The sequence below is a fragment of the Streptomyces sp. NPDC092369 genome (genome assembly GCF_044755245.1).
Taxonomy (GTDB): domain Bacteria; phylum Actinomycetota; class Actinomycetes; order Streptomycetales; family Streptomycetaceae; genus Streptomyces.
This window is the reverse complement of sequence record NZ_JBIVQP010000003.1, coordinates 1230824-1254772: the sequence shown is the minus strand read 5'-3', so window position 1 is coordinate 1254772 and position 23949 is coordinate 1230824. Positions and strand designations below refer to the sequence as shown.

Genomic DNA, 23949 nt, shown 5'->3' with positions numbered 1-23949 from the left:
CCGTACCTGGACCGTGAGCGGCCACCGCAATCTGCGCTCTTACTGCCTGGCGGCGGAAGTCTGCAGCATTCGACACACCCGACCGCGTGGGTCGGCGACGTTCCAGGTTAGCTTCACCATTCGGCACACAGAAACCGGAGAAGTAGTGCCTACGATCCAGCAGCTGGTCCGGAAGGGCCGGCAGGACAAGGTCGAGAAGAACAAGACGCCCGCACTCGAGGGTTCCCCTCAGCGTCGTGGCGTCTGCACGCGTGTGTTCACGACCACCCCGAAGAAGCCGAACTCGGCCCTGCGTAAGGTCGCGCGTGTGCGTCTGACCAGCGGGATCGAGGTCACGGCCTACATTCCGGGTGAGGGACACAACCTGCAGGAGCACTCGATCGTGCTCGTGCGCGGCGGCCGTGTGAAGGACCTGCCCGGTGTTCGCTACAAGATCATCCGCGGTTCCCTTGACACCCAGGGTGTCAAGAACCGCAAGCAGGCCCGCAGCCGCTACGGCGCCAAGAAGGAGAAGTAAGAATGCCTCGTAAGGGCCCTGCCCCGAAGCGCCCGGTCATCATCGACCCGGTCTACGGTTCTCCTCTTGTCACCTCCCTGATCAACAAGGTGCTGCTGAACGGCAAGCGCTCCACCGCCGAGCGGATCGTGTACGGCGCCATGGAGGGCCTGCGCGAGAAGACCAGCAACGACCCGGTCATCACGCTCAAGCGCGCGCTGGAGAACATCAAGCCCACGCTTGAGGTCAAGTCCCGCCGTGTCGGTGGCGCCACCTACCAGGTGCCGGTCGAGGTCAAGCCCGGCCGTGCCAACACGCTGGCGCTGCGCTGGCTGGTCGGTTACTCCCGCGCCCGTCGCGAGAAGACCATGACCGAGCGTCTGCTCAACGAGCTTCTGGACGCTTCGAACGGCCTCGGCGCGGCCGTCAAGAAGCGCGAGGACACGCACAAGATGGCCGAGTCCAACAAGGCCTTCGCGCACTACCGCTGGTAGTCGCTACCCACATCGAGACCGAGAGAAGACCGAAGCCTTATGGCTACTACTTCACTTGACCTGGCCAAGGTCCGCAACATCGGGATCATGGCCCACATCGACGCGGGCAAGACGACCACCACCGAGCGGATCCTCTTCTACACCGGCGTCAGCTACAAGATCGGTGAAGTCCACGACGGCGCCGCCACCATGGACTGGATGGAGCAGGAGCAGGAGCGTGGCATCACGATCACCTCTGCTGCGACCACCTGTCACTGGCCGCTTGAGGACGACGACTACACGATCAACATCATCGACACCCCCGGGCACGTCGACTTCACGGTCGAGGTGGAGCGTTCGCTCCGCGTCCTCGACGGTGCCGTCACCGTCTTCGACGGCGTGGCCGGTGTCGAGCCGCAGTCCGAGACGGTGTGGCGTCAGGCCGACCGTTACGGCGTGCCGCGCATCTGCTTCGTGAACAAGCTGGACCGTACCGGCGCCGAGTTCCACCGCTGCGTGGACATGATCTCGGACCGCCTGGGCGCCGTGCCGCTCATCATGCAGCTGCCGATCGGTGCCGAGGCCGACTTCAAGGGCGTCGTGGACCTGGTCCGCATGAAGGCGCTCGTGTGGTCCGCCGAGGCCGCCAAGGGCGAGATGTACGACGTCGTCGACATCCCGGCCACGCACACCGAGGCTGCCGAGGAGTACCGCGGCAAGCTGGTCGAGGCGGTCGCGGAGAACGACGACGAGATCATGGAGCTGTTCCTGGAGGGCCAGGAGCCCACCGAGGAGCAGCTGTACGCCGCGATCCGTCGCATCACCATCGCGTCCGGCAAGTCCGACGGCGTCACGGTCACCCCGGTGTTCTGTGGCACCGCGTTCAAGAACAAGGGCGTCCAGCCCCTGCTCGACGCGGTCGTGCGCTACCTGCCGACCCCCCTGGACGTCGAGGCCATCGAGGGCCACGACGTCAAGGACCCCGAGGTCGTCGTCAAGCGCAAGCCGTCCGTGGACGAGCCGCTGTCCGCGCTCGCGTTCAAGATCATGAGCGACCCGCACCTGGGCAAGCTCACCTTCGTCCGGGTGTACTCGGGCCGCCTGGAGACCGGCACCGCGGTGCTGAACTCCGTCAAGGGCAAGAAGGAGCGCATCGGCAAGATCTACCGCATGCACGCGAACAAGCGTGAGGAGATCGAGGCGGTGGGCGCCGGCGACATCGTCGCCGTCATGGGCCTGAAGCAGACCACCACCGGTGAGACGCTGTGCGACGAGAAGCAGCCGGTGATCCTGGAGTCCATGGACTTCCCGGCGCCGGTCATCCAGGTCGCCATCGAGCCCAAGTCCAAGGGCGACCAGGAGAAGCTGGGTGTCGCCATCCAGCGTCTCGCGGAGGAGGACCCCTCCTTCCACGTCCACTCGGACGAGGAGACGGGCCAGACCATCCTCGGTGGTATGGGCGAGCTGCACCTCGAGGTGCTGGTCGACCGTATGAAGCGCGAGTTCCGCGTCGAGGCGAACGTCGGCAAGCCGCAGGTCGCGTACCGCGAGACGATCCGCAAGGGCGTCGAGCGTCACGACTACACCCACAAGAAGCAGACCGGTGGTACCGGTCAGTTCGCCAAGGTGCAGATCGCGATCGAGCCGATCACCGAGTCCGACGGCCCGGCGTACGAGTTCGTGAACAAGGTCACCGGTGGCCGTATCCCGCGGGAGTACATCCCTTCGGTGGACGCCGGTGCGCAGGAGGCCATGCAGTTCGGCATCCTGGCCGGCTACGAGATGACGGGCGTCCGCGTCATTCTTCTCGACGGTGGCTACCACGAGGTCGACTCCTCCGAGCTCGCGTTCAAGATCGCCGGCTCGCAGGCCTTCAAGGAGGCCGCCCGCAAGGCCAGCCCCGTGCTCCTCGAACCGATGATGGCCGTAGAGGTCACCACGCCCGAGGACTACATGGGTGAGGTCATCGGCGACATCAACTCCCGCCGTGGTCAGATCCAGGCCATGGAGGAGCGTGCCGGTGCCCGTGTCGTGAAGGGCCTCGTGCCCCTCTCGGAGATGTTCGGCTACGTCGGCGACCTCCGCAGCAAGACCTCGGGTCGCGCAAGCTACTCGATGCAGTTCGACTCCTACGCCGAGGTTCCGCGGAACGTCGCCGAGGAGATCATCGCGAAGGCCAAGGGCGAGTAACGCACACCGTTTGCACGCTTTAGGCTTGACACCGACCGCCGGGGCTCACCCGGGAGGGCAGACCCCGGCGGGCGGCACCCCAGCAAAGATCACCTGGCGCCGATGAGTAAGGCGTACCAGAACCACTCCACAGGAGGACCCAGTGGCGAAGGCGAAGTTCGAGCGGACTAAGCCGCACGTCAACATCGGCACCATCGGTCACATCGACCACGGTAAGACGACCCTCACGGCCGCCATTACCAAGGTGCTGCACGACGCGTTCCCGGACCTGAACGAGGCCTCGGCCTTCGACCAGATCGACAAGGCTCCCGAGGAGCGCCAGCGCGGTATCACGATCTCGATCGCGCACGTCGAGTACCAGACCGAGACGCGTCACTACGCCCACGTCGACTGCCCCGGTCACGCGGACTACATCAAGAACATGATCACGGGTGCGGCGCAGATGGACGGCGCCATCCTCGTTGTCGCCGCGACGGACGGCCCGATGCCGCAGACCAAGGAGCACGTGCTCCTGGCCCGCCAGGTCGGCGTTCCGTACATCGTCGTCGCCCTGAACAAGGCCGACATGGTGGACGACGAGGAGATCCTGGAGCTCGTCGAGCTCGAGGTCCGTGAGCTGCTCTCCGAGTACGAGTTCCCGGGCGACGACCTGCCGGTCGTCAAGGTCTCGGCGCTCAAGGCCCTTGAGGGCGACAAGGAGTGGGGCCAGTCCGTCCTCGACCTGATGAAGGCCGTCGACGAGAGCATCCCGCAGCCCGAGCGTGACGTCGACAAGCCGTTCCTCATGCCCATCGAGGACGTCTTCACGATCACCGGTCGCGGTACGGTCGTCACCGGCCGTATCGAGCGTGGTGTCCTGAAGGTCAACGAGACCGTCGACATCATCGGCATCAAGACCGAGAAGACCACCACCACGGTCACCGGTATCGAGATGTTCCGCAAGCTGCTCGACGAGGGCCAGGCCGGTGAGAACGTCGGTCTCCTCCTCCGTGGCATCAAGCGCGAGGACGTCGAGCGCGGCCAGGTCATCATCAAGCCCGGCTCGGTCACCCCGCACACGGAGTTCGAGGCCCAGGCGTACATCCTGTCCAAGGACGAGGGTGGCCGTCACACGCCGTTCTTCAACAACTACCGTCCCCAGTTCTACTTCCGTACGACGGACGTGACCGGCGTCGTGACCCTCCCCGAGGGCACCGAGATGGTCATGCCCGGCGACAACACGGAGATGAAGGTTGAGCTCATTCAGCCCATCGCCATGGAAGAGGGCCTGAAGTTCGCCATCCGTGAGGGTGGCCGGACGGTCGGCGCCGGCCAGGTCACCAAGATCAACAAGTAAGTCCCGTTGGTCTGACCCGGTAGCTCCACAGCGAGTTCCAGAAAAGGTCCGTACGACTTCGGTCGTACGGACCTTTTCCGTTTGCCGGGTCTTTCCGCTGTCAGGCCACGGCGATGATTCCTGGGTGAAGTCTTGGCAAACCTTGTGAGGCGCCTTTTCGATGACTGGGCCAATTCCGGGCGGCCGGTGCACCGAATGTTCTTGTCTGTTCGCTGTGGGGTGGTTGTGACGGCCTAGCGTGGTGGGCTTGGAGGGCCGGCGGGGCCGGGACGCACACAGGGGATGGCTGGAGTCTGATGCGTGAGGCGCACAGCGGATCGTTGATCGTCACCGGCGGCACCAAGGGCATCGTCACCGGCGGAGACACCAAGGGCGGGGTCCCGCAGCAGCGGCACCAGCTCGACGACGTGCCGACGCAGCAGCTGCGGACGGTACGGCCGGGACAGCGCACGACCGCTCCGAGCACCCCGAGCGCCCCCGTCCGGCGCGAACGCCCGCGCCTGTACGCCATCGACGGCATCCGTCTGGTCGCCGCGCTGATGGTGGCGGTGCACCACTACGCCGGCACCTACCGTGTGAACCAGCCGCACAACGCCATCTGGGACCGGCCGGTGTCGGACATCATGCCGACGGTGTTCCATGTCGCGACCTACGGCTGGATCGGCGTCGAGATCTTCTTCGTCATCAGCGGCTTCGTGATCTGCATGTCCTGCTGGGGCCGCACCCCGAGGCAGTTCTTCACCTCCCGGGTGATGCGGCTCTATCCGGCGTACTGGTTCGCCATCGCCTTCACCACGGCCGTCCTCGTGGCTCTGCCGGGGGTGTGGGACCGGCTGCGGCCGCGCGACATACTCCTCAACCTCACGATGCTGCAGGCGGGTTCGAAGGTCGGAAACGTCGACGGCGTCTACTGGACCCTCTGGTCGGAGCTCCGCTTCTACCTCCTCTTCCTCGTCGTCGTCGCCATGGGTCTGACCTACCGCAGGGTCGTGCTGTTCTGCTGTCTGTGGGGCGCGGCGGCGATGCTCGCGCCGGTCGCGAAGTTCCATCTGCTGGAGCTGATCGCCAACCCCGAGGGCGCCTGGTACTTCATCGCAGGACTCGCCCTCTACCTCATGTACCGCTTCGGCCAGGACCTGCTGCTGTGGGGCATCCTCGGGATGGCCTGGCTGATGGGCCAGCGGGAACTGGGCCTGCGGATCGACGAGGTCGAGCATGTGTCCGGCTGGCGCGGGAGCGTGGCGATCTTCACCGTCTTCCTGCTGATCATGGTCGCGATCGCCCTCGGCGCGACGGACCGCGTCCAGTGGAAGTGGCTGGTGACGGCCGGTGCGATGACGTATCCGCTGTACCTGACGCACTACGTGGCCGGTACGACGCTGATCCACCGGCTGAAGGACACGATGGACGCGCGGCTGCTGGTCGCGGTGGTCATCGCCGGTTTCATGGCGCTGAGTTGGCTGGTTCACCGGCTGGTCGAGCGGCCGGTGGCGGGGCTGATGAAGCGGGGATTGGACACGTCGTTCGCTCGGCTGCGGAACGCGGGGTCGTAGGGGCGGTGTGCCGCGCCGGGGTCGGTGCGTTCGTGTGCCGCTCCGGGGTCGGTGCGTCCGTCTTCAGGACCGGCCTAGTACGTTCACCGCGCGGTCGAAGGCGGAGTCCCGGTTCTTCGCGAACTCCTCCTTCGTGAACACCGGTTCGGTCAGCTGGGGCGGGATGCCGGTGCCGTCGAAGGTGCGGCCGGTGCGGGTCAGGAACTCCTCGTTGGGCAGCCAGGCGACCATGCCGTTCGGGAGCCGGCGGGCCATGGTGTCGGAGAAGACGCCCTGGGTGGCCTGCCCGATCCGGACGGTCCGCCCCGGTCGGTCGATAAGGGCCTGGGTGAAGGTCTCCCCGGCGCTCACGGTGGAACCACCGGTGAGTACGGCGATCGGGCCCGTGTAGCGCGGTGCCCTGGCCGGCGTGACGCGGATCGGCTCGGGGCGGGTGAACCGGGTCGGGTCGGCGGAGTCGTTGCGGGCACGCTTGGCGTAGGCGACGTAGGGCGTGTCCGTGAGGCGCTCGGCGATGTGGATGCCGAGGGAGTCGGCACCGCCGCCGTTGACCCGGAGATCGATGATCAGGCCGCGGAGGTGCCGGGTGCGGTCGGGGGTGAGTACGGCGGTGAGGGCGCGGTCGAGTTCGGTGAGGTCGGCGGCGTAGGAGTGGTCGTGGGGGTTGTAGCCGGAGAAGGAGGCGATGCGCAGGTATCCCAGGGTGCCGGTGTCTCCCTTGCCGGGACGGCTGGTGTCGGGGAGGTCGGCGTAGGTGATCAGGCCGTCGGCGAACTCCTGTACAGGTGAGGCGCCCTTGAGGTCCCGCGCGATGACGAACTTCCTTACCTTGTCGTCGAGTTCCTCGCTCGGGATCTCGGTGCCGGGGCGGCCGACGCCGTAGTAACGGTCTCCGTCCTGGACGACGACATGGGCGTCGCGCAGCGGCTCCACGATTTTGCTGAAGAGCGCGAACATCTGGTCACGAGTGGTGTCCGCGTGCACCTGCGAGCGGTAACAGTCCCTGACCGCCTGCCAGTTGATGCCCTTGGCGGCGAAGAAGGGGTAGTTCTCCTCGAACGACTGCCAGAAGACGTCGAAGGCGGCGCGGGGGTCGTCGGCGGGGAGCGGGTGGGCGCAGGCGGCGGGGAGAGCGGCGATGCGGTGCAGCTGCCGATGGCCCACCGAACTGTCCGCGGCGAGGGTGGCGTGCTCACCGTCGGAGCCCGACCGCACGGTGAGCACGGAACCGTCCGCCGTGTACGTCCACGGTCCCGTCCGCTCGGCGAAGTCGCCCTTGATGCAGCTGACGGCGGTGGTCTGGTACTCCTGCAGGCCGTCTTCGGTGAGGGCGAGGATGGTGCCGTAGCCGTCTGTGCGCCAGAGGGTGGCGGTGCGGGGGTGATGGGGGGCGGCGATGGCGGCCGGGGCGGCGGCCGCGGCCACGGCTGTGGCGAGGGCGAGGGCGACGGCGGGGGCGATTGCACGGGCGGTACGCACGGTGGGGTCCTCTCGATGACGATGTCTCCACGGTGACGGCGAGATCATCTGGGGACCATCCGGCACGCTGGCGCTTGGAGGGTGGGGAGAACCCCCGGGGCCCCCGGGGGTACGGGGTCTGTGCCGCTTCGAGTGACCTCCACTTCGAAGGTGAGTGCCGTGTAAGTTCGCGTGTGCATACGGGTGTTGCGCTCAAGGGGAGAAAATATGGATCCGGCTGCTGTCGTGTCGGGTTTTCCCGGAGTTGAAGAGTTCGCGGGTGTTTCCGATGCCTGGCACTGGTCGCCCGTGCCGGGACTGGACTTCGCCGCGGCGCTGAGTGCGGACGGGCGGCATCTTTTGCAGGTGAACGCCCGTGACACCTACGACGAGGGGCTGGTGCGGGCGACTCTCCTGGCCGCGCGCGAGAACAGCTCCCGGCTGCTGGCCGACGGTGTATTGCTGGGCGCACAGCCGGGCTTTCGCTTTCCGGGCCGCGACTTCGAGGTCGTGGCGCCGGCGAGGCCTGGTGTTCACCGGTACCACGAGGTTCAGCAGCCTGAATTGCAACATGCGGGGGAAGTACAGCGAGGAGCTGGCCCGTGCGGTGTTGTCCTTTGCGCATGAGCATGAAGGTGAGCTGTTCCAGGAGGGGCGGTTCCTCGGGTTCGCCGGGGGCTTCAGTGCGCCAGGGCGTGGCTTCGATGTCGTCGCGGTCGCTGTTCCGGAGGTGGCTCAACTGCACAAGGTGCAGAATCCTGCCCTCACGCCGGCGACCTACGCCGTCTTTCCGGCCTATTCCTGTGAATTCGCGGGCAACGAGACCCTTGAGGAAGCCGAGCACCGGTATCTCAAGATGCTGTCCACCGCCGACATCAACAGGAAGCCGGTTCCGTTCCTGAAGATGCGGTTCGACAATCCGCGGACCGGGGGAGGCAGTACCAACCCGGGACGTGCCCTCGCCCAGGAGAAGATTCTCCTCCAGGAGATCCCGAAGCTGGAGAACGCGCCCGGTGGCTTCGTCGAGTTCGAGAACCGGCACGGGAAGGTCTGGCGCGTCGAGTGGGACAACGGCTGGTTCCTCGGGGAGGAGAGCGGCGCTGCGGCTCGTCCGGTCGAGCTCGCCGAGCTGCTTCTCTTCGTGCGTGCACGCTTGCGCGACTGAAGGGGGTCAGGGGTGTTCATGGGCGTCTGCCCGGCCGATCATCGGGAGTTGACCCATATCCACGGCACGGGCTGTTTCGACGAGTTTCTGTGGATCTTCGCTGACGGTGCGGCGAACGCCGAGCTCGATATCCGCCACCAGACCGAGCAGTTGCGGTCGATCCTCCGGGGCAGGTCGTCGGATGTGCTGAGGGGTGTGCTGGATGAGTACGGTGCCGGGGTCGAGGATCTGGTCCAGTGGGGCGTGACCGACAACGCCGACGTGTTGGCCTGGATCGCGGTGGGGGAGCCCGACGCCTGGCCGACGGTGATCATCCAGGCCGGACAGCTCGGTGCCGTCGTCTCACCCGAGGGCTCGACCGCCACGCTGCTCCGTCTTCTCACGGGGTCGTTGCGAGTGCCGTTCTTCCCGGAGGACTTCCCCAGCGAGCATCCGGAGTTCTCCGTGAACCCGTACGCGTGAGCGGCGTCAGTGCACCAGCCGCGGCCCCAGCACCGGCAGCAGCCTGTCTCTCAGGAGCCGTCGGGCCGGTTCCGTGGACAGCCACAGGAGTTTGTGGCGGGTGCCGTCGGTCATCGTCAGGGTCATGCCGGACGTGGTGACGCCGCCGTGCAGGCGGGCGCTGTGGATGTCGGTGAAGGGGATGACCTTGTTCGTGCGGTGGGCGCGGCGGATGGCGTCCGGGTCGTGGGCGACCAACTGGTACGGGTCCTGGGCCGTCACGCCCGAGCCGTTCTGGGAGTTCAGTACGGACCGCAGCAGGCCGCTGCGTACGCGGACCAGATGGTCGGGGAGCAGCCACAGCTCGCCGTGGATCCAGTCCAGCCAGCCGGTGGTGCAGGTGCCGGCCAGGAGTTTGGCGGGTCGCAGGCGGATGCGGGCGGCCCGGGCGCCCGTTTCGTCCAGCAGCGTGCCCCACGTGGCCGTCGGTCGGACGCGGCGTGGATCCCGTATCGCACCCGCTGGTGAGGTGAAGTGGAGGTGCGCCCAGCCGGTGTGGTGCAGTTCCACGGTGAGTTCGACCTGCCAGGCGGGCGAGGTGAGGCGTACGGCCAGGTGTTCGCCGTCGTGCGTCCACTGGGTGGGGGAGACTTCGTGGCCGGCGGTCGTCCAGAGGGGTCTGCGGGCGTCGAGTTCTGTCTCGGCCTGGGCCAGGGATATGCGCTGCGTCACGTCGTGATCCTGGCGGACATGCAGGCCGGGCCGCCACGCGGGTGGCACCCGTGTTTGACCTGCGTCACTCCCGGGGTATTCTCTCCGGCTCGATTGGCCAGGGCCCTGGCCCATATGGCAGACTGTCGGAGTTGCTCGGTCGAGTGTTGATGCTGCGCGCCTCCCGCCGGGAGGACCGGAAGCGAGTCCCACAGTACTCGTCGCCCTAACTGCCGTAAGGCAGCGCTGGGGCGGACGTACGGGAATCTTTCGGGAAGTGCGGTGCAGCGCCGGCCAGGCGCCCGGTGAACCTCTTTCTCAGGCAAGGGATGTTCGGACAAGGGACATCTGTGTCGGTGAGAGTGCGACACACCCGACCGCGTGGGTCGGCGGAAGTCAGTGGAGCACCGGGTTCCAGAGCTGTAAAAGAGACAGGACTACTGAGTAGCCATGGCGGGACAGAAGATCCGCATCCGGCTCAAGGCCTACGACCACGAGGTCATCGACTCCTCGGCGAAGAAGATCGTCGAGACGGTGACCCGCACTGGTGCGTCGGTCGCGGGCCCGGTGCCGCTCCCCACCGAGAAGAACGTGTACTGCGTCATCAAGTCGCCGCACAAGTACAAGGACTCTCGCGAGCACTTCGAGATGCGCACCCACAAGCGCCTCATCGACATCCTCGACCCCACCCCCAAGACCGTTGACTCTCTGATGCGACTCGACCTCCCGGCCGGTGTCGACATCGAGATCAAGCTCTAGGGGTCGGTGAGCTGAAGATGGCAAAGCAGATCAAGGGCATCCTGGGCGAGAAGCTCGGCATGACGCAGGTGTGGGACGAGAACAACCGTGTTGTTCCCGTCACCGTCGTCAAGGCCGGCCCCAACGTCGTGACCCAGGTCCGTACGAACGACAGTGACGGCTACGAGTCGGTCCAGATCGCCTTCGGCGAGATCGACCCGCGCAAGGTGAACAAGCCCCTCAAGGGCCACTTCGCCAAGGCCGATGTCACCCCGCGTCGCCACCTCGTCGAGATCCGCACCGCGGCCGCCTCCGAGTACACGCTCGGCCAGGAGATCACCGCTGAGGTGTTCGAGGCCGGCGTGAAGGTCGACGTGACCGGCAAGAGCAAGGGCAAGGGCTTCGCCGGTGTCATGAAGCGTCACAACTTCAAGGGCCTCGGCGCCGGACACGGCACCCAGCGCAAGCACCGCTCTCCCGGCTCCATCGGTGGCTGTGCCACCCCGGGCCGTGTGTTCAAGGGCCTCCGCATGGCGGGTCGTATGGGCAACGAGCGGGTCACCACCCAGAACCTGACCGTCCACGCCGTTGACGCGGAGAAGGGTCTGCTGCTCATCAAGGGCGCGGTTCCTGGTCCGAACGGCGGCCTCGTCCTGGTCCGCACTGCGGCCAAGGGGGCCTGAGGTAACCGATGAGCACTGTTGACATCCTTTCGCCGGCGGGCGAGAAGGCCGGATCCGTCGAGCTCCCCGCGGAGATCTTCGACGTGGAGAAGGTCTCCATCCCGCTGATCCACCAGGTAGTCGTCGCGCAGCTGGCCGCGGCCCGTCAGGGCACGCACAAGACCAAGCGTCGTGGCGAGGTCCGTGGTGGTGGCAAGAAGCCGTACCGCCAGAAGGGCACCGGCCGCGCCCGCCAGGGCTCGACCCGTGCGCCGCAGTTCGCAGGCGGTGGCGTCGTCCACGGCCCGCAGCCGCGTGACTACTCGCAGCGGACCCCGAAGAAGATGAAGGCCGCGGCCCTGCGCCACGCCCTCACCGACCGGGCCCGCCACAACCGCATCCACGTCGTCTCCGGACTCATCGAGGGCGACAACCCGTCCACGAAGTCCGCCCGGACGCTGTTCGGCAAGATCTCGGAGCGCAAGAACCTGCTCCTGGTCATCGAGCGCGCCGACGAGGCCGCGTGGCTGTCCGCCCGCAACCTGCCCCAGGTCCACATCCTGGAGCCGGGCCAGCTGAACACGTACGACGTTCTCGTCTCGGACGACGTGGTCTTCACCCAGTCCGCGTTCGAGTCCTTCGTGTCCGGCCCGAAGGCCAATGACACCGAAGGGAGCGAGGCCTGATGGCTACGCGCCACCCGAGCATCGCCGCCAAGGCGGCCAAGGCTGCCAAGGCCGCGCGCGTCGCCAAGGCCAAGCGCCACGCGACCGAGGGCAAGAACACCGTCGTCACGCCGCTCAGCAAGTCGTACACGGACCCCCGTGACGTGCTGCTGAAGCCGGTCGTGTCGGAGAAGAGCTACGCGCTCCTGGACGAGAACAAGTACACGTTCATCGTCGACCCGAACGCCAACAAGACCCAGATCAAGCAGGCCGTCCAGGCGGTCTTCTCGGTCAAGGTCACCGGGGTCAACACGATCAACCGCATCGGCAAGCGCAAGCGCACGAAGACCGGCTTCGGTCAGCGTGCCGGCAGCAAGCGAGCGATCGTGACCCTCGCCGAGGGCGACCGTATCGACATCTTCGGCGGTCCGTCCGCGTAAGCGGGTCGGATCGTCCGATATCGGACGAGGACTGAGAAATGGGAATCCGCAAGTACAAGCCGACTACGCCGGGTCGTCGTGGCTCCAGCGTCGCCGACTTCGTCGAGGTCACGCGGTCCACGCCGGAGAAGTCGCTGGTCCGCCCGCTGCACAGCAAGGGCGGCCGTAACAATGCCGGTCGTGTGACCGTTCGCCACCAGGGTGGCGGACACAAGCGCGCCTACCGTGTCATCGACTTCCGTCGTCATGACAAGGACGGCGTGCCGGCGAAGGTCGCGCACATCGAGTACGACCCCAACCGCACCGCGCGCATCGCGCTGCTGCACTACGCGGACGGCGAGAAGCGCTACATCCTCGCCCCGCGCAACCTGCAGCAGGGCGACCGCGTCGAGAACGGTCCCGGGGCCGACATCAAGCCGGGCAACAACCTGGCGCTGCGCAACATCCCGGTCGGTACGACGATCCACTCCGTGGAGCTTCGTCCGGGCGGTGGCGCCAAGTTCGCCCGCTCCGCCGGTGCCTCCGTGCAGCTGCTCGCGAAGGAGGGCTCGATGGCCCACCTCCGCATGCCGTCCGGTGAGATCCGTCTGGTCGACCAGCGCTGCCGCGCCACGGTCGGCGAGGTCGGCAACGCCGAGCAGAGCAACATCAACTGGGGCAAGGCCGGCCGCAAGCGCTGGCTGGGCGTCCGCCCGACCGTTCGCGGTGTGGCGATGAACCCGGTTGACCACCCCCACGGTGGTGGTGAGGGCAAGACCTCCGGTGGTCGCCACCCGGTCAGCCCCTGGGGTCAGAAGGAGGGTCGTACTCGTTCGCCGAAGAAGGCTTCGAACAAGTACATCGTCCGCCGCCGCAAGACGAACAAGAAGCGCTAGGAGCGGGTTTAGATGCCGCGCAGTCTCAAGAAGGGGCCCTTCGTCGACGAGCACCTCGCCAAGAAGGTGGATGCTCAGAACGAAGCCGGTTCCAAGAACGTCATCAAGACCTGGTCCCGCCGCTCGATGATCGTCCCGGCCATGCTGGGCCACACGATCGCGGTGCACAACGGCAAGACCCACATCCCGGTGTTTGTCACCGAGTCGATGGTCGGCCACAAGCTCGGCGAGTTCTCGCCGACGCGCACCTTCCGGGGTCACGTCAAGGACGACCGGAAGTCGAAGCGCCGCTAGCGCGGGGTGACTGACCATGACAAACACTGAAGGGACAACCATGGAAGCCAGGGCCCAGGCGCGGTACATCCGCGTCACGCCCATGAAGGCCCGCCGCGTGGTGGACCTCATCCGTGGCATGGACGCCACGGAGGCTCAGGCGGTCCTGCGTTTCGCCCCGCAGGCCGCGAGCGTGCCGGTCGGCAAGGTGCTCGACAGCGCCATTGCCAACGCCGCGCACAACTACGACCACACCGACGCCGACAGCCTCTTCATCTCCGAGGCGTACGTCGACGAGGGTCCGACCCTGAAGCGGTTCCGGCCGCGCGCGCAGGGCCGTGCCTACCGGATCCGCAAGCGGACCAGCCACATCACCGTGGTCGTCAGCAGCAAGGAAGGAACCCGGTAATGGGCCAGAAGGTAAACCCGCACGGGTTCCGGCTCGGCATCACCACGGACTTCAAGTCCCGGTGGTACGCCGACAAGCTGTACAAGGACTACGTCAAGGAAGACGTCGCCATCCGTCGGATGATGACGTCCGGCATGGAGCGCGCCGGCATCTCGAAGGTGGAGATCGAGCGCACCCGTGACCGTGTGCGGGTGGACATCCACACCGCTCGTCCGGGCATCGTCATCGGCCGCCGTGGCGCCGAGGCCGACCGCATCCGCGGTGACCTCGAGAAGCTCACGGGCAAGCAGGTCCAGCTGAACATCCTCGAGGTCAAGAACCCCGAGACGGATGCCCAGCTGGTCGCGCAGGCCGTTGCCGAGCAGCTCTCCTCCCGCGTCTCCTTCCGCCGCGCCATGCGTAAGAGCATGCAGTCGGCGATGAAGGCCGGCGCCAAGGGCATCAAGATCCAGTGCGGCGGTCGCCTCGGCGGCGCCGAGATGTCCCGCTCGGAGTTCTACCGCGAGGGCCGCGTGCCCCTGCACACGCTCCGCGCGAACGTGGACTACGGCTTCTTCGAGGCCAAGACGACCTTCGGCCGCATCGGCGTGAAGGTCTGGATCTACAAGGGCGATGTCAAGAACATCGCCGAGGTCCGCGCCGAGAACGCTGCCGCCCGTGCGGGTAACCGCCCGGCTCGCGGTGGCGGCGGCTCCGACCGCCCGGCCCGTGGTGGCCGTGGTGGCGAGCGGCGCGGTCGCAAGCCGCAGCAGGCTGCAGGCGCCGAGGCCCCCAAGGCCGAGGCTCCCGCCGCCGCCGCTCCGGCTGAGAGCACCGGAACGGAGGCCTGACCGACATGCTGATCCCCCGTAGGGTCAAGCACCGCAAGCAGCACCACCCCAAGCGCCGCGGCGAGGCCAAGGGCGGTACGACGGTTGCGTTCGGCGAGTACGGCATTCAGGCCCTCACTCCGGCGTACGTGACCAACCGCCAGATCGAGGCGGCCCGTATCGCGATGACCCGCCACATCAAGCGTGGCGGCAAGGTCTGGATCAACATCTACCCGGACCGCCCGCTGACGAAGAAGCCTGCCGAGACCCGCATGGGTTCCGGTAAGGGTTCTCCGGAGTGGTGGATCGCGAACGTGCACCCGGGCCGGGTCATGTTCGAGCTGTCCTACCCCAACGAGAAGATCGCCCGTGAGGCCCTGACTCGCGCCGCTCACAAGCTGCCGATGAAGTGCCGGATCGTCAAGCGCGAGGCAGGTGAAGCGTGATGTCGGCCGGTACCAAGGCGTCCGAGCTGCGCGAACTGGGTGACGAGGAGCTTCTGGCGAAGCTCCGCGAAGCCAAGGAAGAGCTGTTCAACCTCCGCTTCCAGGCGGCGACGGGTCAGCTCGAGAACCACGGTCGGCTCAAGGCCGTCCGCAAGGACATCGCGCGGATCTACACCCTGATGCGTGAGCGCGAGCTGGGCATCGAGACGGTGGAGAGCGCCTGATGAGTGAGAACAACGTGACCGAGACCGCAGAGGCCCGCGGCTTCCGCAAGACCCGTGAGGGTCTCGTCGTCAGCGACAAGATGGACAAGACCGTCGTCGTCGCCGTCGAGGACCGCGTGAAGCACGCGCTGTACGGCAAGGTCATCCGCCGTACGAACAAGCTCAAGGCCCACGACGAGCAGAACGCCGCAGGCGTCGGCGACCGTGTCCTCCTCGCGGAGACCCGGCCGCTGTCCTCGACGAAGCGCTGGCGCATCGTCGAGATCCTCGAAAAGGCCAAGTAAATCTCCTGCGGGCACCCCCGCAGGACAGTTCCGCCAGGCTCGGCAGGGGCCTCTCCTCGTAAAGAGGCGGCCCCTGCCGGGAACCGGCAGACAAACAGGAGATAGACGTGATCCAGCAGGAGTCGCGACTGCGTGTCGCCGACAACACTGGTGCGAAGGAAATCCTTTGCATCCGTGTGCTCGGTGGCTCCGGTCGCCGCTACGCGGGCATCGGTGACGTCATCGTCGCCACCGTCAAGGACGCGATCCCCGGTGGCAACGTGAAGAAGGGTGACGTCGTCAAGGCGGTCATCGTTCGCACCGTCAAGGAGCGCCGCCGTCCGGACGGCTCGTACATCCGCTTCGACGAGAACGCCGCTGTCATTCTCAAGAACGACGGCGACCCTCGTGGTACCCGCATCTTCGGCCCGGTCGGGCGCGAGCTGCGCGAGAAGAAGTTCATGAAGATCATCTCGCTGGCTCCGGAGGTGCTGTAAGCATGAAGATCAAGAAGGGCGACCTGGTTCAGGTCATCACCGGCAAGGACAAGGGCAAGCAGGGCAAGGTCATCGCGGCCTACCCCCGCGAGGACCGCGTCCTGGTCGAGGGTGTCAACCGGGTCAAGAAGCACACCAAGGCCGGCCCGACCGCTCGCGGTTCGCAGGCCGGCGGCATCGTCACGACCGAGGCGCCCGTCCACGTCTCCAACGTCCAGCTGGTCGTTGAGAAGGACGGCAACAAGGTCGTCACGCGTGTCGGTTACCGCTTCGACGACGAGGGCAACAAGATCCGCGTTGCCAAGCGGACGGGTGAGGACATCTGATGGCTACCACCACGACTCCGCGTCTCAAGACGAAGTACCGCGAGGAGATCGCGGGCAAGCTGCGTGACGAGTTCAAGTACGAGAACGTCATGCAGATCCCCGGCCTCGTCAAGATCGTGGTCAACATGGGTGTCGGCGACGCCGCCCGTGACTCCAAGCTCATGGACGGTGCCGTCCGTGACCTGACCACCATCACCGGTCAGAAGCCGGCCATCACCAAGGCCCGCAAGTCCATCGCGCAGTTCAAGCTGCGCGAGGGTCAGCCGATCGGTGCCCACGTCACGCTCCGTGGCGACCGCATGTGGGAGTTCCTGGACCGCACCCTGTCGCTCGCGCTCCCGCGCATCCGCGACTTCCGTGGTCTGTCCCCCAAGCAGTTCGACGGCCGTGGCAACTACACCTTCGGTCTCACGGAGCAGGTCATGTTCCACGAGATCGACCAGGACAAGATCGACCGCGTCCGGGGTATGGACATCACCGTGGTCACCACGGCGACCAACGACGCCGAAGGCCGTGCCCTTCTCCGTCACCTCGGCTTCCCCTTCAAGGAGGCATAAGCGAGATGGCGAAGAAGGCTCTGATTGCCAAGGCTGCTCGTAAGCCCAAGTTCGGTGTGCGTGGCTACACGCGCTGCCAGCGCTGCGGCCGTCCGCACTCCGTGTACCGCAAGTTCGGCCTGTGCCGCGTGTGCCTTCGTGAGATGGCCCACCGTGGCGAGCTGCCGGGCGTGACCAAGAGCTCCTGGTAATCCCTTCAGGGATTCCGGAGTCTCTCGGTAAGCAAAGGGTTTGGTCAGGAGCCCACCCCTCCATGGCTTAGGCTGGGAGGGTTGGGCGCTCTGACGCCCGTAAGACTTACTACGCCGTAGGTCCACCGTGCCGCACCCGCCCCGTCTCGGATCGGGGAGAGGGATGGCGCACCAGGAAACCCCGGCGAGAGAGGCCGAAGGCCACTTCATGACCATGACTGATCCGATCGCAGACATGCTTACGCGTCTGCGGAACGCGAACTCGGCGTACCACGACTCAGTGACGATGCCGGCGTCCAAGATCAAGTCTCACATCGCGGAGATCCTCCAGCAGGAGGGCTTCATCACGGGCTGGAAGGTCGAGGACGCCGAGGTCGGCAAGAACCTCGTTCTCGAGCTGAAGTTCGGCCCGAACCGTGAGCGCTCCATCGCGGGCATCAAGCGGATCTCCAAGCCCGGTCTCCGGGTGTACGCGAAGTCCACCAACCTGCCGAAGGTGCTGGGCGGCCTGGGCGTGGCGATCATCTCCACGTCCCACGGGCTCCTCACCGACAAGCAGGCCGGCAAGAAGGGCGTAGGCGGAGAAGTCCTCGCCTACGTCTGGTAGCGGAAAGGAATCGGAGGAAACAGCTATGTCGCGTATTGGCAAGCTCCCCATCACGGTTCCCGCCGGCGTGGACGTCACCATCGACGGCCGCACGGTGTCGGTCAAGGGCCCCAAGGGCACCCTGTCCCACACCGTTGCCGCGCCGATCGACATCGCCAAGGGTGAGGACGGCGTGCTCAACGTCACCCGCCCCAACGACGAGCGTCAGAACAAGGCCCTGCACGGCCTGTCCCGCACGCTGGTGGCGAACATGATCACCGGCGTGACCCAGGGTTACGTGAAGAAGCTCGAGATCAGCGGTGTCGGTTACCGCGTTGCGGCCAAGGGTTCGAACCTCGAGTTCGCGCTCGGCTACAGCCACTCGATCACCGTCGAGGCGCCCGAGGGCATCTCGTTCAAGGTCGAGAACCCGACGCACTTCTCGGTCGAGGGCATCGACAAGCAGAAGGTCGGCGAGGTTGCGGCGAACATCCGCAAGCTGCGCAAGCCCGACCCGTACAAGGCCAAGGGTGTCAAGTACGAGGGCGAAGTCATCCGCCGCAAGGTCGGAAAGGCGGGTAAGTAAGCCATGGCATACGGACAGAAGATCCTCAAGGGCGACGCCTACAAGCGCGCCGCGATCAAGCGCCGTCACATCCGGATCCGTAAGCACATCAACGGAACGGCGGAGCGTCCGCGTCTGGTCGTTACCCGCTCCAACCGCCACATCGTGGCCCAGGTGATCGACGACATCAAGGGTCACACCCTGGCGTCGGCGTCCACCCTGGACACCACGGTCCGTGGCGGCGAGGGTGACAAGTCCGCGCAGGCCAAGCAGGTCGGCGCCCTGGTCGCCGAGCGTGCCAAGGCCGCCGGTGTCGAGGCTGTCGTCTTCGACCGTGGCGGTAATCAGTACGCCGGGCGCATCGCCGCTCTGGCGGACGCCGCCCGCGAGGCCGGGCTCAAGTTCTGAGCCGCCGTAGCTAGCGGATATAGAGAGAGGTAATTCCAATGGCTGGACCCCAGCGCCGCGGTGGCGGTGCCGGTGGCGGCGAGCGGCGGGACCGGAAGGGCCGTGACGGCGGCGCAGCTGCCGCCGAGAAGACCGCGTACGTTGAGCGCGTCGTCGCGATCAACCGCGTCGCCAAGGTTGTGAAGGGTGGTCGTCGCTTCAGCTTCACTGCGCTCGTCGTAGTGGGCGATGGCGATGGCACCGTGGGTGTCGGTTACGGCAAGGCCAAGGAGGTGCCGGCCGCGATCGCCAAGGGTGTTGAAGAGGCCAAGAAGCACTTCTTCAAGGTCCCCCGTATCCAGGGCACCATCCCGCACCCGATCACGGGCGAGAAGGCCGCGGGCGTCGTCCTGCTCAAGCCTGCTTCCCCCGGTACCGGCGTTATCGCCGGTGGCCCGGTGCGTGCCGTGCTCGAGTGCGCCGGCGTGCACGACATCCTGTCGAAGTCGCTCGGCTCGTCGAACGCGATCAACATCGTGCATGCGACCGTGGCGGCCCTCAAGGGCCTGCAGCGTCCCGAGGAGATCGCGGCTCGCCGTGGTCTGCCCCTCGAGGACGTCGCTCCCGCGGCTCTGCTGCGTGCGCGTGCCGGGGCTGGTGCTGCGTAATGGCACAGCTCCGGATCACGCAGACGAAGTCGTACATCGGCAGCAAGCAGAACCACCGTGACACCCTGCGTTCCCTTGGTCTCAAGGGCATCAACTCGCAGGTCGTCAAGGAGGACCGCCCCGAGTTCCGCGGCATGGTTCGCCATGTCCGTCACCTCGTGACGGTCGAGGAGGTCGACTGATCATGGCGGAGAACAACCCGCTCAAGATCCACAACCTCCGTCCCGCCCCGGGCGCCAAGACCGCCAAGACCCGTGTGGGTCGTGGTGAGGCGTCGAAGGGCAAGACGGCCGGTCGTGGTACCAAGGGTACGAAGGCCCGTTACCAGGTTCCGGAGCGCTTCGAGGGTGGCCAGATGCCCCTCCACATGCGTCTTCCGAAGCTGAAGGGCTTCAAGAACCCGTTCAAGACCGAGTACCAGGTCGTGAACCTCGACAAGCTCTCCGCCCTCTACCCCGAGGGTGGCGAGGTGACCGTCGAGGGTCTCGTGGCCAAGGGCGCTGTTCGCAAGAACAGCCTCGTCAAGGTCCTCGGCCAGGGTGAGATCTCCGTGGCGCTGCAGGTGACGGTGGATGCCGTCTCCGGTTCCGCCAAGGAGAAGATCACCGCGGCCGGCGGTACCGTCACCGAGCTCGTCTGAACACCACAGGCGTCTCGATGACTTGAACGATCCCGACCGGGGATACCTCACAACGGGGTATCCCCGGTTGGTCGTTCCTAGGGAAGCGGTGTCGCCGGTAAGGTGGCCTGCGCTGTTCTTTTTCCTATTCGTCGAACCTCAAGACCGTCACCCTTGACGCAGTTGCGCGGGGGTCGCAGGAGGCACCGTGCTCACCGCGTTCGCCCGGGCGTTCAGGACGCCCGACCTGCGCAAGAAACTGCTCTTCACGCTCGGCATCATCGTGGTCTACCGGGTCGGTACCCACATTCCGATTCCCGGCGTCAACTACACGGCCGTCCAGCAGTGTGTGGACGAGGCCTCCGGCAACCAGGGCCTGTTCGGTCTGGTCAACATGTTCAGCGGCGGCGCGCTGCTGCAGATCACGATCTTCGCGCTGGGCATCATGCCCTACATCACCGCGAGCATCATCCTGCAGCTGCTGACCGTGGTGATCCCGCGTCTGGAAGCCCTCAAGAAGGAGGGCTCGGCAGGCACCGCGAAGATCACGCAGTACACGCGTTACCTGACCGTGGCGCTGGCCATCCTGCAGGGCACCGGCCTGGTGGCCACCGCCCGCAGCGGCGCTCTCTTCTCCGGCTGCACCGTCGCGTCGAGCATCGTCCCCGACCAGGCCATCTTCACCACCATCACGATGGTGATCTGCATGACCGCCGGTACGGCCGTCGTCATGTGGCTGGGCGAGCTCATCACCGACCGCGGCATCGGCAACGGCATGTCGATCCTCATGTTCATCTCCATCGCGGCGACCTTCCCGTCGGCGCTGTGGGCCATCAAGAAGCAGGGCACGCTGGCGGACGGCTGGATCGAGTTCGGCACCGTCATCGCCGTGGGTCTGGTCATGGTCGGCCTGGTCGTCTTCGTCGAGCAGGCCCAGCGCCGGATCCCGGTGCAGTACGCGAAGCGCATGATCGGCCGCCGTTCCTACGGCGGTACGTCGACCTACATCCCGCTGAAGGTCAACCAGGCGGGTGTCATCCCGGTCATCTTCGCGTCCTCGCTGCTCTACATCCCGGCGCTCATCGCGCAGTTCTCGGGAAGCACCTCCGGCTGGAAGACCTGGATCGAGCAGAACCTGACCAAGGGCGACCACCCGATCTACATCAGCATGTACTTCCTGCTGATCGTCTTCTTCGCCTTCTTCTACGTCGCGATCTCCTTCAACCCCGAAGAAGTCGCCGACAACATGAAGAAGTATGGTGGCTTCATCCCGGGCATCCGGGCTGGCCGACCGACCGCTGAGTACCTCTCGTACGTGCTCAACCGGATCACCTGGCCGGGTTCGCTGTATCTGGGTCTGATCGCTCTCGTGCCGACGATGGCGTTGGTGGGCTTCGGGGCAAGCCAGAACTTCCCGTTCGGTGGGACAAGCATCCTCATCATCGTGGGTGTGGGTCTCGAGACGGTGAAGCAAATCGAGAGCCAGCTCCAGCAGCGCAATTACGAAGGGTTCCTCCGCTGATGCGAATCGTCCTCGTCGGGCCGCCGGGCGCCGGGAAGGGCACGCAGGCCACTCGGCTCGCCGAGAAGCTGCGCGTCCCGCACATCTCCACGGGTGACCTGTTCCGCGCCAACATCAGCCAGCAGACGGAGCTCGGGAAACTCGCGAAGTCCTACATGGACGCCGGCAACCTCGTACCCGACGAGGTGACCATCGCGATGGCCAAGGACCGGATGGAGCAGGCCGACGCGGAGAACGGCTTCCTCCTGGACGGTTTCCCGCGCAATGTCTCGCAGGCCGAGGCGCTCGACGAACTCCTCACCACCGAGGGCATCAAGCTGGACGCGGTGCTGGATCTCGAAGCACCGGAGGAAGAGGTCGTGAAGCGGATCGCCGGTCGGCGCATCTGCCGCAACGACTCGGCGCACGTCTTCCACGTGTCGTACAAGAAGCCGGCCAAGGAAGGTGTCTGTGACATCTGCGGCGGCGAGCTGTACCAGCGGGACGACGACTCCGAGGCGACGGTCCGCACGCGCCTGGAGGTCTACCACACCCAGACCGAGCCGATCATCGACTACTACAAGGTCCAGGGCCTCGTGGTGACGATCGAGGCGATGGGTCCGGTGGACGAGGTCACGCAGCGGGCTCTGAAGGCCCTCAAGCGCGAGGACGACGACAAGTAGTCGCAGTCCGATCCGGCCGTGACGCCCTGCTCCGGACTCTGTCCGGGGCACCCAGGGCGTCGCGGCCGTAGTGTTGTGTACGTAGCCGAATGACGTGAGTGACGGAGAGCGCAGGCCCCCATGGTGCAGATCAAGAGCCCCGAGCAGATCGCCAAGATGCGTGAGGCGGGCCTGGTCGTCGCCGCCATCCACGCGGCCACGCGCGAGGCCGCGGTGCCCGGGGCCACGACCAGGGATCTGGACCAGGTCGCGCGCAAGGTGCTCGCCGAGCACGACGCCAAGCCGAACTTCCTCGGCTACGGCGGCTTCCCGGCCACGATCTGCACGTCCGTGAACGAGGTCGTCGTGCACGGCATCCCGTCCGACGAGGTCGTCCTCAAGGACGGCGACATCATCTCCGTCGACTGCGGCGCGATCATCGACGGCTGGCACGGCGACGCGGCGTACACGGCGTTCGTGGGCTCCGGTCACTCCCCTGAACTGATCGAGCTGTCCCGGGTCACCGAGGAGTCGATGTGGGCCGGCATCGCCGCGATGAAGGTCGGCAACCGGCTGGTCGACGTCTCCCGTGCCATCGAGACGTACATCCGCCGGCAGCCGAAGCCGGGCGGCGGCAAGTACGGGATCGTCGAGGACTACGGCGGTCACGGCATCGGCACCGAGATGCACATGGACCCGCACCTGCTGAACTACGTCGAGAAGCGGCGGGGCAAGGGGCCCAAGCTGATCCCCGGGTTCTGCCTGGCGATCGAGCCGATGGTGTCCCTCGGCACGCCCAAGACCGAGGTCCTGGCCGACGACTGGACGGTCATCACGACGGACGGCACGTGGTCGTCCCACTGGGAGCACTCGGTCGCTTTGACGGAGGAGGGCCCGTTGGTGCTGACCGCGCCTGACGGCGGCCGGGCCAAGCTCGCGGAGCTGGGCATCACGGCGGCGCCGGACCCGCTGGCGTAGCGCCTACGGTGGGTGCCGGGCCCCTCGCCGTGCGCGACCGCGGGTGCGGCTGTGTCCACCCGTTCCGCCCAGCGGAACGAGTGCCCACAGCCGCTGCGCGATGGATTCCGCTTAAGGATCTTCGTCTTGGGGCATCCTTCCTCGATTCGTCTTTCCGAGTGGCCTGACGTAGACTGACTCGTCGGCTCTCGTGCAGCCGCATGTCCGCATGCACCCCCGAGGGGGAAGCACCTGAGCCGATCAAGGTAGTCGATTCGAAGGGCGAAGCGTGGCCAAGAAGCAAGGTGCCATCGAGATCGAGGGCACTGTCGTCGAGTCTCTTCCGAACGCCATGTTCAAGGTCGAGCTCCAGAACGGCCACCAGGTCCTGGCACACATCAGCGGCAAGATGCGTATGCACTACATCCGCATCCTCCCTGACGACCGGGTCGTGGTGGAGCTGTCTCCGTACGACCTGACGCGTGGCCGGATCGTCTACCGCTACAAGTAGATCCCTCTGACTCGGAGAGCCTCAGTCCCATGAAGGTCAAGCCGAGCGTCAAGAAGATCTGCGACAAGTGCAGGGTGATCCGCCGTCACGGTCGGGTCATGGTCATCTGCGAGAACCCGCGCCACAAGCAGCGCCAGGGCTGACGCACGACTGACCGTTCCCTCTGCATCGACATCGCAGGGATTCGCGCGACGCGAGCAAAGCAAGTTCATACGCAGGACCCAGGCGTAGTAGGCGCCTGACACCCCCGGCTCGGAGGCTGGGGACCCGTTCCGTACCAACTCTTCGATCAGAA

Annotated in this window: 36 protein-coding genes; 34 read left to right on the top strand and 2 right to left on the bottom strand. The window is 66.2% G+C overall.

The window, feature by feature from the left end; all coding sequences use genetic code 11:
- Positions 1-145 precede the first annotated feature (145 nt).
- The 5 genes from rpsL to ACIQI8_RS22620 all read left to right on the top strand — a co-directional run bounded on the left by rpsL (position 146) and on the right by ACIQI8_RS22620 (position 6048).
- Positions 146-517 carry a 30S ribosomal protein S12 gene (gene rpsL, locus ACIQI8_RS22640; protein WP_003948652.1) on the top strand — a complete coding sequence of 124 codons (372 nt, stop codon included), beginning with the start codon at positions 146-148 and terminating at the stop codon, positions 515-517.
- 2 nt (positions 518-519) lie between these two features.
- Positions 520-990, top strand: coding sequence for a 30S ribosomal protein S7 (rpsG, locus tag ACIQI8_RS22635; RefSeq protein ID WP_007384059.1), 471 nt, complete (start codon positions 520-522; stop codon positions 988-990).
- Between the two features lie 39 nt (positions 991-1029).
- Positions 1030-3159 carry an elongation factor G gene (gene fusA, locus ACIQI8_RS22630; protein WP_402353331.1) on the top strand — a complete coding sequence of 710 codons (2130 nt, stop codon included), beginning with the start codon at positions 1030-1032 and terminating at the stop codon, positions 3157-3159.
- Between the two features lie 142 nt (positions 3160-3301).
- Positions 3302-4495, top strand: a complete 1194-nt coding sequence (gene tuf, locus ACIQI8_RS22625; RefSeq protein WP_402353328.1) for an elongation factor Tu — start codon at positions 3302-3304, stop codon at positions 4493-4495.
- A gap of 296 nt (positions 4496-4791) precedes the next feature.
- Positions 4792-6048: an acyltransferase family protein gene (locus tag ACIQI8_RS22620; RefSeq protein ID WP_402353326.1), complete on the top strand. Its 1257-nt coding sequence runs from the start codon at positions 4792-4794 to the stop codon at positions 6046-6048.
- A gap of 63 nt (positions 6049-6111) precedes the next feature.
- Here ACIQI8_RS22620 and ACIQI8_RS22615 read toward each other — a convergent pair whose 3' ends face one another.
- Positions 6112-7509 carry a S41 family peptidase gene (locus tag ACIQI8_RS22615; protein ID WP_402354109.1) on the bottom strand — a complete coding sequence of 466 codons (1398 nt, stop codon included), beginning with the start codon at positions 7507-7509 and terminating at the stop codon, positions 6112-6114.
- A gap of 225 nt (positions 7510-7734) precedes the next feature.
- Here ACIQI8_RS22615 and ACIQI8_RS22610 point away from each other — a divergent pair, with 225 nt between their 5' ends.
- Genes ACIQI8_RS22610 through ACIQI8_RS22600 form a run of 3 tightly spaced genes read left to right on the top strand, consistent with a single transcriptional unit; the run spans position 7735 to position 9133 of the window.
- A complete protein-coding gene (locus ACIQI8_RS22610; protein WP_402353323.1) occupies positions 7735-8133 on the top strand; it encodes a hypothetical protein in 399 nt (132 codons plus the stop codon).
- Entirely contained in the window at positions 8078-8671 is a 594-nt protein-coding gene (locus ACIQI8_RS22605; RefSeq protein WP_402353321.1) for a hypothetical protein, read from the top strand. Before ACIQI8_RS22610 ends, ACIQI8_RS22605 begins: the two co-directional genes overlap by 56 nt.
- Positions 8672-8719: 48 nt before the next feature.
- Positions 8720-9133: a hypothetical protein gene (locus ACIQI8_RS22600; protein WP_402353318.1), complete on the top strand. Its 414-nt coding sequence runs from the start codon at positions 8720-8722 to the stop codon at positions 9131-9133.
- 6 nt (positions 9134-9139) lie between these two features.
- Here ACIQI8_RS22600 and ACIQI8_RS22595 read toward each other — a convergent pair whose 3' ends face one another.
- Positions 9140-9844, bottom strand: coding sequence for a hypothetical protein (locus ACIQI8_RS22595; RefSeq protein WP_402353315.1), 705 nt, complete (start codon positions 9842-9844; stop codon positions 9140-9142).
- A 429-nt stretch (positions 9845-10273) separates the two neighbouring features.
- Here ACIQI8_RS22595 and rpsJ point away from each other — a divergent pair, with 429 nt between their 5' ends.
- The 26 genes from rpsJ to rpmJ all read left to right on the top strand — a co-directional run bounded on the left by rpsJ (position 10274) and on the right by rpmJ (position 23797).
- Positions 10274-10582 (top strand): 30S ribosomal protein S10, encoded by a 309-nt coding sequence (gene rpsJ, locus ACIQI8_RS22590; protein ID WP_003948644.1) that lies wholly within the window; start codon positions 10274-10276, stop codon positions 10580-10582.
- Between the two features lie 17 nt (positions 10583-10599).
- The gene (gene rplC, locus ACIQI8_RS22585) at positions 10600-11244 is read left to right on the top strand and encodes a 50S ribosomal protein L3 (protein ID WP_123998314.1); all 645 of its coding nucleotides are present in this window, start codon (positions 10600-10602) and stop codon (positions 11242-11244) included.
- 8 nt (positions 11245-11252) lie between these two features.
- Positions 11253-11909, top strand: coding sequence for a 50S ribosomal protein L4 (gene rplD, locus ACIQI8_RS22580; RefSeq protein ID WP_123998313.1), 657 nt, complete (start codon positions 11253-11255; stop codon positions 11907-11909).
- Complete coding sequence (gene rplW, locus ACIQI8_RS22575; RefSeq protein ID WP_402353311.1) at positions 11909-12328, top strand: 50S ribosomal protein L23; 420 nt, start codon at positions 11909-11911, stop codon at positions 12326-12328. Before rplD ends, rplW begins: the two co-directional genes overlap by 1 nt.
- 38 nt (positions 12329-12366) lie before the next feature.
- Positions 12367-13203 carry a 50S ribosomal protein L2 gene (gene rplB / locus ACIQI8_RS22570; protein ID WP_123998311.1) on the top strand — a complete coding sequence of 279 codons (837 nt, stop codon included), beginning with the start codon at positions 12367-12369 and terminating at the stop codon, positions 13201-13203.
- A 12-nt stretch (positions 13204-13215) separates the two neighbouring features.
- On the top strand, positions 13216-13497 hold the full coding sequence (rpsS, locus tag ACIQI8_RS22565; RefSeq protein ID WP_030930516.1) for a 30S ribosomal protein S19: 282 nt from the start codon (positions 13216-13218) through the stop codon (positions 13495-13497).
- Positions 13498-13537: 40 nt separating this feature from the next.
- Complete coding sequence (rplV, locus tag ACIQI8_RS22560) at positions 13538-13885, top strand: 50S ribosomal protein L22 (RefSeq protein WP_003974262.1); 348 nt, start codon at positions 13538-13540, stop codon at positions 13883-13885.
- Positions 13885-14715, top strand: coding sequence for a 30S ribosomal protein S3 (gene rpsC, locus ACIQI8_RS22555; protein ID WP_123998310.1), 831 nt, complete (start codon positions 13885-13887; stop codon positions 14713-14715). The genes rplV and rpsC overlap by 1 nt, the downstream gene beginning before the upstream one ends.
- 5 nt (positions 14716-14720) lie before the next feature.
- Positions 14721-15140: a 50S ribosomal protein L16 gene (rplP, locus tag ACIQI8_RS22550; RefSeq protein WP_030788270.1), complete on the top strand. Its 420-nt coding sequence runs from the start codon at positions 14721-14723 to the stop codon at positions 15138-15140.
- Complete coding sequence (gene rpmC, locus ACIQI8_RS22545) at positions 15140-15364, top strand: 50S ribosomal protein L29 (protein WP_003998824.1); 225 nt, start codon at positions 15140-15142, stop codon at positions 15362-15364. Before rplP ends, rpmC begins: the two co-directional genes overlap by 1 nt.
- A complete protein-coding gene (rpsQ, locus tag ACIQI8_RS22540) occupies positions 15364-15648 on the top strand; it encodes a 30S ribosomal protein S17 (RefSeq protein WP_280878456.1) in 285 nt (94 codons plus the stop codon). Before rpmC ends, rpsQ begins: the two co-directional genes overlap by 1 nt.
- 107 nt (positions 15649-15755) lie before the next feature.
- Positions 15756-16124, top strand: a complete 369-nt coding sequence (rplN, locus tag ACIQI8_RS22535) for a 50S ribosomal protein L14 (protein WP_003998823.1) — start codon at positions 15756-15758, stop codon at positions 16122-16124.
- 2 nt (positions 16125-16126) lie between these two features.
- The gene (gene rplX / locus ACIQI8_RS22530) at positions 16127-16450 is read left to right on the top strand and encodes a 50S ribosomal protein L24 (RefSeq protein ID WP_030967306.1); all 324 of its coding nucleotides are present in this window, start codon (positions 16127-16129) and stop codon (positions 16448-16450) included.
- A complete protein-coding gene (rplE, locus tag ACIQI8_RS22525; protein WP_053753925.1) occupies positions 16450-17007 on the top strand; it encodes a 50S ribosomal protein L5 in 558 nt (185 codons plus the stop codon). Before rplX ends, rplE begins: the two co-directional genes overlap by 1 nt.
- Positions 17008-17012: 5 nt before the next feature.
- A complete protein-coding gene (locus ACIQI8_RS22520; RefSeq protein ID WP_003948630.1) occupies positions 17013-17198 on the top strand; it encodes a type Z 30S ribosomal protein S14 in 186 nt (61 codons plus the stop codon).
- 208 nt (positions 17199-17406) lie between these two features.
- The gene (gene rpsH, locus ACIQI8_RS22515; protein ID WP_007384075.1) at positions 17407-17805 is read left to right on the top strand and encodes a 30S ribosomal protein S8; all 399 of its coding nucleotides are present in this window, start codon (positions 17407-17409) and stop codon (positions 17803-17805) included.
- Between the two features lie 25 nt (positions 17806-17830).
- Entirely contained in the window at positions 17831-18370 is a 540-nt protein-coding gene (rplF, locus tag ACIQI8_RS22510) for a 50S ribosomal protein L6 (protein WP_164423748.1), read from the top strand.
- 3 nt (positions 18371-18373) lie between these two features.
- Positions 18374-18757: a 50S ribosomal protein L18 gene (gene rplR / locus ACIQI8_RS22505; protein WP_123998306.1), complete on the top strand. Its 384-nt coding sequence runs from the start codon at positions 18374-18376 to the stop codon at positions 18755-18757.
- Positions 18758-18795: 38 nt separating this feature from the next.
- Positions 18796-19404: a 30S ribosomal protein S5 gene (gene rpsE, locus ACIQI8_RS22500; RefSeq protein ID WP_007384078.1), complete on the top strand. Its 609-nt coding sequence runs from the start codon at positions 18796-18798 to the stop codon at positions 19402-19404.
- Positions 19404-19586, top strand: coding sequence for a 50S ribosomal protein L30 (gene rpmD / locus ACIQI8_RS22495; RefSeq protein ID WP_280878454.1), 183 nt, complete (start codon positions 19404-19406; stop codon positions 19584-19586). Before rpsE ends, rpmD begins: the two co-directional genes overlap by 1 nt.
- 2 nt (positions 19587-19588) lie before the next feature.
- Complete coding sequence (gene rplO / locus ACIQI8_RS22490) at positions 19589-20044, top strand: 50S ribosomal protein L15 (protein WP_123998304.1); 456 nt, start codon at positions 19589-19591, stop codon at positions 20042-20044.
- A gap of 187 nt (positions 20045-20231) precedes the next feature.
- On the top strand, positions 20232-21545 hold the full coding sequence (gene secY / locus ACIQI8_RS22485; protein WP_123998303.1) for a preprotein translocase subunit SecY: 1314 nt from the start codon (positions 20232-20234) through the stop codon (positions 21543-21545).
- Positions 21545-22207: an adenylate kinase gene (locus ACIQI8_RS22480; protein WP_402353298.1), complete on the top strand. Its 663-nt coding sequence runs from the start codon at positions 21545-21547 to the stop codon at positions 22205-22207. Before secY ends, ACIQI8_RS22480 begins: the two co-directional genes overlap by 1 nt.
- Before the next feature lie 120 nt (positions 22208-22327).
- On the top strand, positions 22328-23164 hold the full coding sequence (map, locus tag ACIQI8_RS22475) for a type I methionyl aminopeptidase (protein ID WP_402353295.1): 837 nt from the start codon (positions 22328-22330) through the stop codon (positions 23162-23164).
- A 268-nt stretch (positions 23165-23432) separates the two neighbouring features.
- A complete protein-coding gene (gene infA, locus ACIQI8_RS22470) occupies positions 23433-23654 on the top strand; it encodes a translation initiation factor IF-1 (protein WP_003948620.1) in 222 nt (73 codons plus the stop codon).
- A 29-nt stretch (positions 23655-23683) separates the two neighbouring features.
- The gene (gene rpmJ, locus ACIQI8_RS22465; RefSeq protein ID WP_003998809.1) at positions 23684-23797 is read left to right on the top strand and encodes a 50S ribosomal protein L36; all 114 of its coding nucleotides are present in this window, start codon (positions 23684-23686) and stop codon (positions 23795-23797) included.
- Positions 23798-23949 lie beyond the last annotated feature (152 nt).

Coding starts and splice junctions, on each gene's coding strand:
- rpsG (WP_007384059.1), top strand. CDS start 520: ATGCCTCGTAAGGGCCCTGCCCCGAAGCGCCCGGTCATCATCGACCCG.
- fusA (WP_402353331.1), top strand. CDS start 1,030: ATGGCTACTACTTCACTTGACCTGGCCAAGGTCCGCAACATCGGGATC.
- ACIQI8_RS22620 (WP_402353326.1), top strand. CDS start 4,792: ATGCGTGAGGCGCACAGCGGATCGTTGATCGTCACCGGCGGCACCAAG.
- ACIQI8_RS22610 (WP_402353323.1), top strand. CDS start 7,735: ATGGATCCGGCTGCTGTCGTGTCGGGTTTTCCCGGAGTTGAAGAGTTC.
- ACIQI8_RS22605 (WP_402353321.1), top strand. CDS start 8,078: ATGCGGGGGAAGTACAGCGAGGAGCTGGCCCGTGCGGTGTTGTCCTTT.
- rpsJ (WP_003948644.1), top strand. CDS start 10,274: ATGGCGGGACAGAAGATCCGCATCCGGCTCAAGGCCTACGACCACGAG.
- rplC (WP_123998314.1), top strand. CDS start 10,600: ATGGCAAAGCAGATCAAGGGCATCCTGGGCGAGAAGCTCGGCATGACG.
- rplD (WP_123998313.1), top strand. CDS start 11,253: ATGAGCACTGTTGACATCCTTTCGCCGGCGGGCGAGAAGGCCGGATCC.
- rplW (WP_402353311.1), top strand. CDS start 11,909: ATGGCTACGCGCCACCCGAGCATCGCCGCCAAGGCGGCCAAGGCTGCC.
- rplB (WP_123998311.1), top strand. CDS start 12,367: ATGGGAATCCGCAAGTACAAGCCGACTACGCCGGGTCGTCGTGGCTCC.
- rpsS (WP_030930516.1), top strand. CDS start 13,216: ATGCCGCGCAGTCTCAAGAAGGGGCCCTTCGTCGACGAGCACCTCGCC.
- rplV (WP_003974262.1), top strand. CDS start 13,538: ATGGAAGCCAGGGCCCAGGCGCGGTACATCCGCGTCACGCCCATGAAG.
- rpsC (WP_123998310.1), top strand. CDS start 13,885: ATGGGCCAGAAGGTAAACCCGCACGGGTTCCGGCTCGGCATCACCACG.
- rplP (WP_030788270.1), top strand. CDS start 14,721: ATGCTGATCCCCCGTAGGGTCAAGCACCGCAAGCAGCACCACCCCAAG.
- rpmC (WP_003998824.1), top strand. CDS start 15,140: ATGTCGGCCGGTACCAAGGCGTCCGAGCTGCGCGAACTGGGTGACGAG.
- rpsQ (WP_280878456.1), top strand. CDS start 15,364: ATGAGTGAGAACAACGTGACCGAGACCGCAGAGGCCCGCGGCTTCCGC.
- rplX (WP_030967306.1), top strand. CDS start 16,127: ATGAAGATCAAGAAGGGCGACCTGGTTCAGGTCATCACCGGCAAGGAC.
- rplE (WP_053753925.1), top strand. CDS start 16,450: ATGGCTACCACCACGACTCCGCGTCTCAAGACGAAGTACCGCGAGGAG.
- ACIQI8_RS22520 (WP_003948630.1), top strand. CDS start 17,013: ATGGCGAAGAAGGCTCTGATTGCCAAGGCTGCTCGTAAGCCCAAGTTC.
- rpsH (WP_007384075.1), top strand. CDS start 17,407: ATGACCATGACTGATCCGATCGCAGACATGCTTACGCGTCTGCGGAAC.
- rplF (WP_164423748.1), top strand. CDS start 17,831: ATGTCGCGTATTGGCAAGCTCCCCATCACGGTTCCCGCCGGCGTGGAC.
- rplR (WP_123998306.1), top strand. CDS start 18,374: ATGGCATACGGACAGAAGATCCTCAAGGGCGACGCCTACAAGCGCGCC.
- rpsE (WP_007384078.1), top strand. CDS start 18,796: ATGGCTGGACCCCAGCGCCGCGGTGGCGGTGCCGGTGGCGGCGAGCGG.
- rpmD (WP_280878454.1), top strand. CDS start 19,404: ATGGCACAGCTCCGGATCACGCAGACGAAGTCGTACATCGGCAGCAAG.
- rplO (WP_123998304.1), top strand. CDS start 19,589: ATGGCGGAGAACAACCCGCTCAAGATCCACAACCTCCGTCCCGCCCCG.
- ACIQI8_RS22480 (WP_402353298.1), top strand. CDS start 21,545: ATGCGAATCGTCCTCGTCGGGCCGCCGGGCGCCGGGAAGGGCACGCAG.
- map (WP_402353295.1), top strand. CDS start 22,328: ATGGTGCAGATCAAGAGCCCCGAGCAGATCGCCAAGATGCGTGAGGCG.
- rpmJ (WP_003998809.1), top strand. CDS start 23,684: ATGAAGGTCAAGCCGAGCGTCAAGAAGATCTGCGACAAGTGCAGGGTG.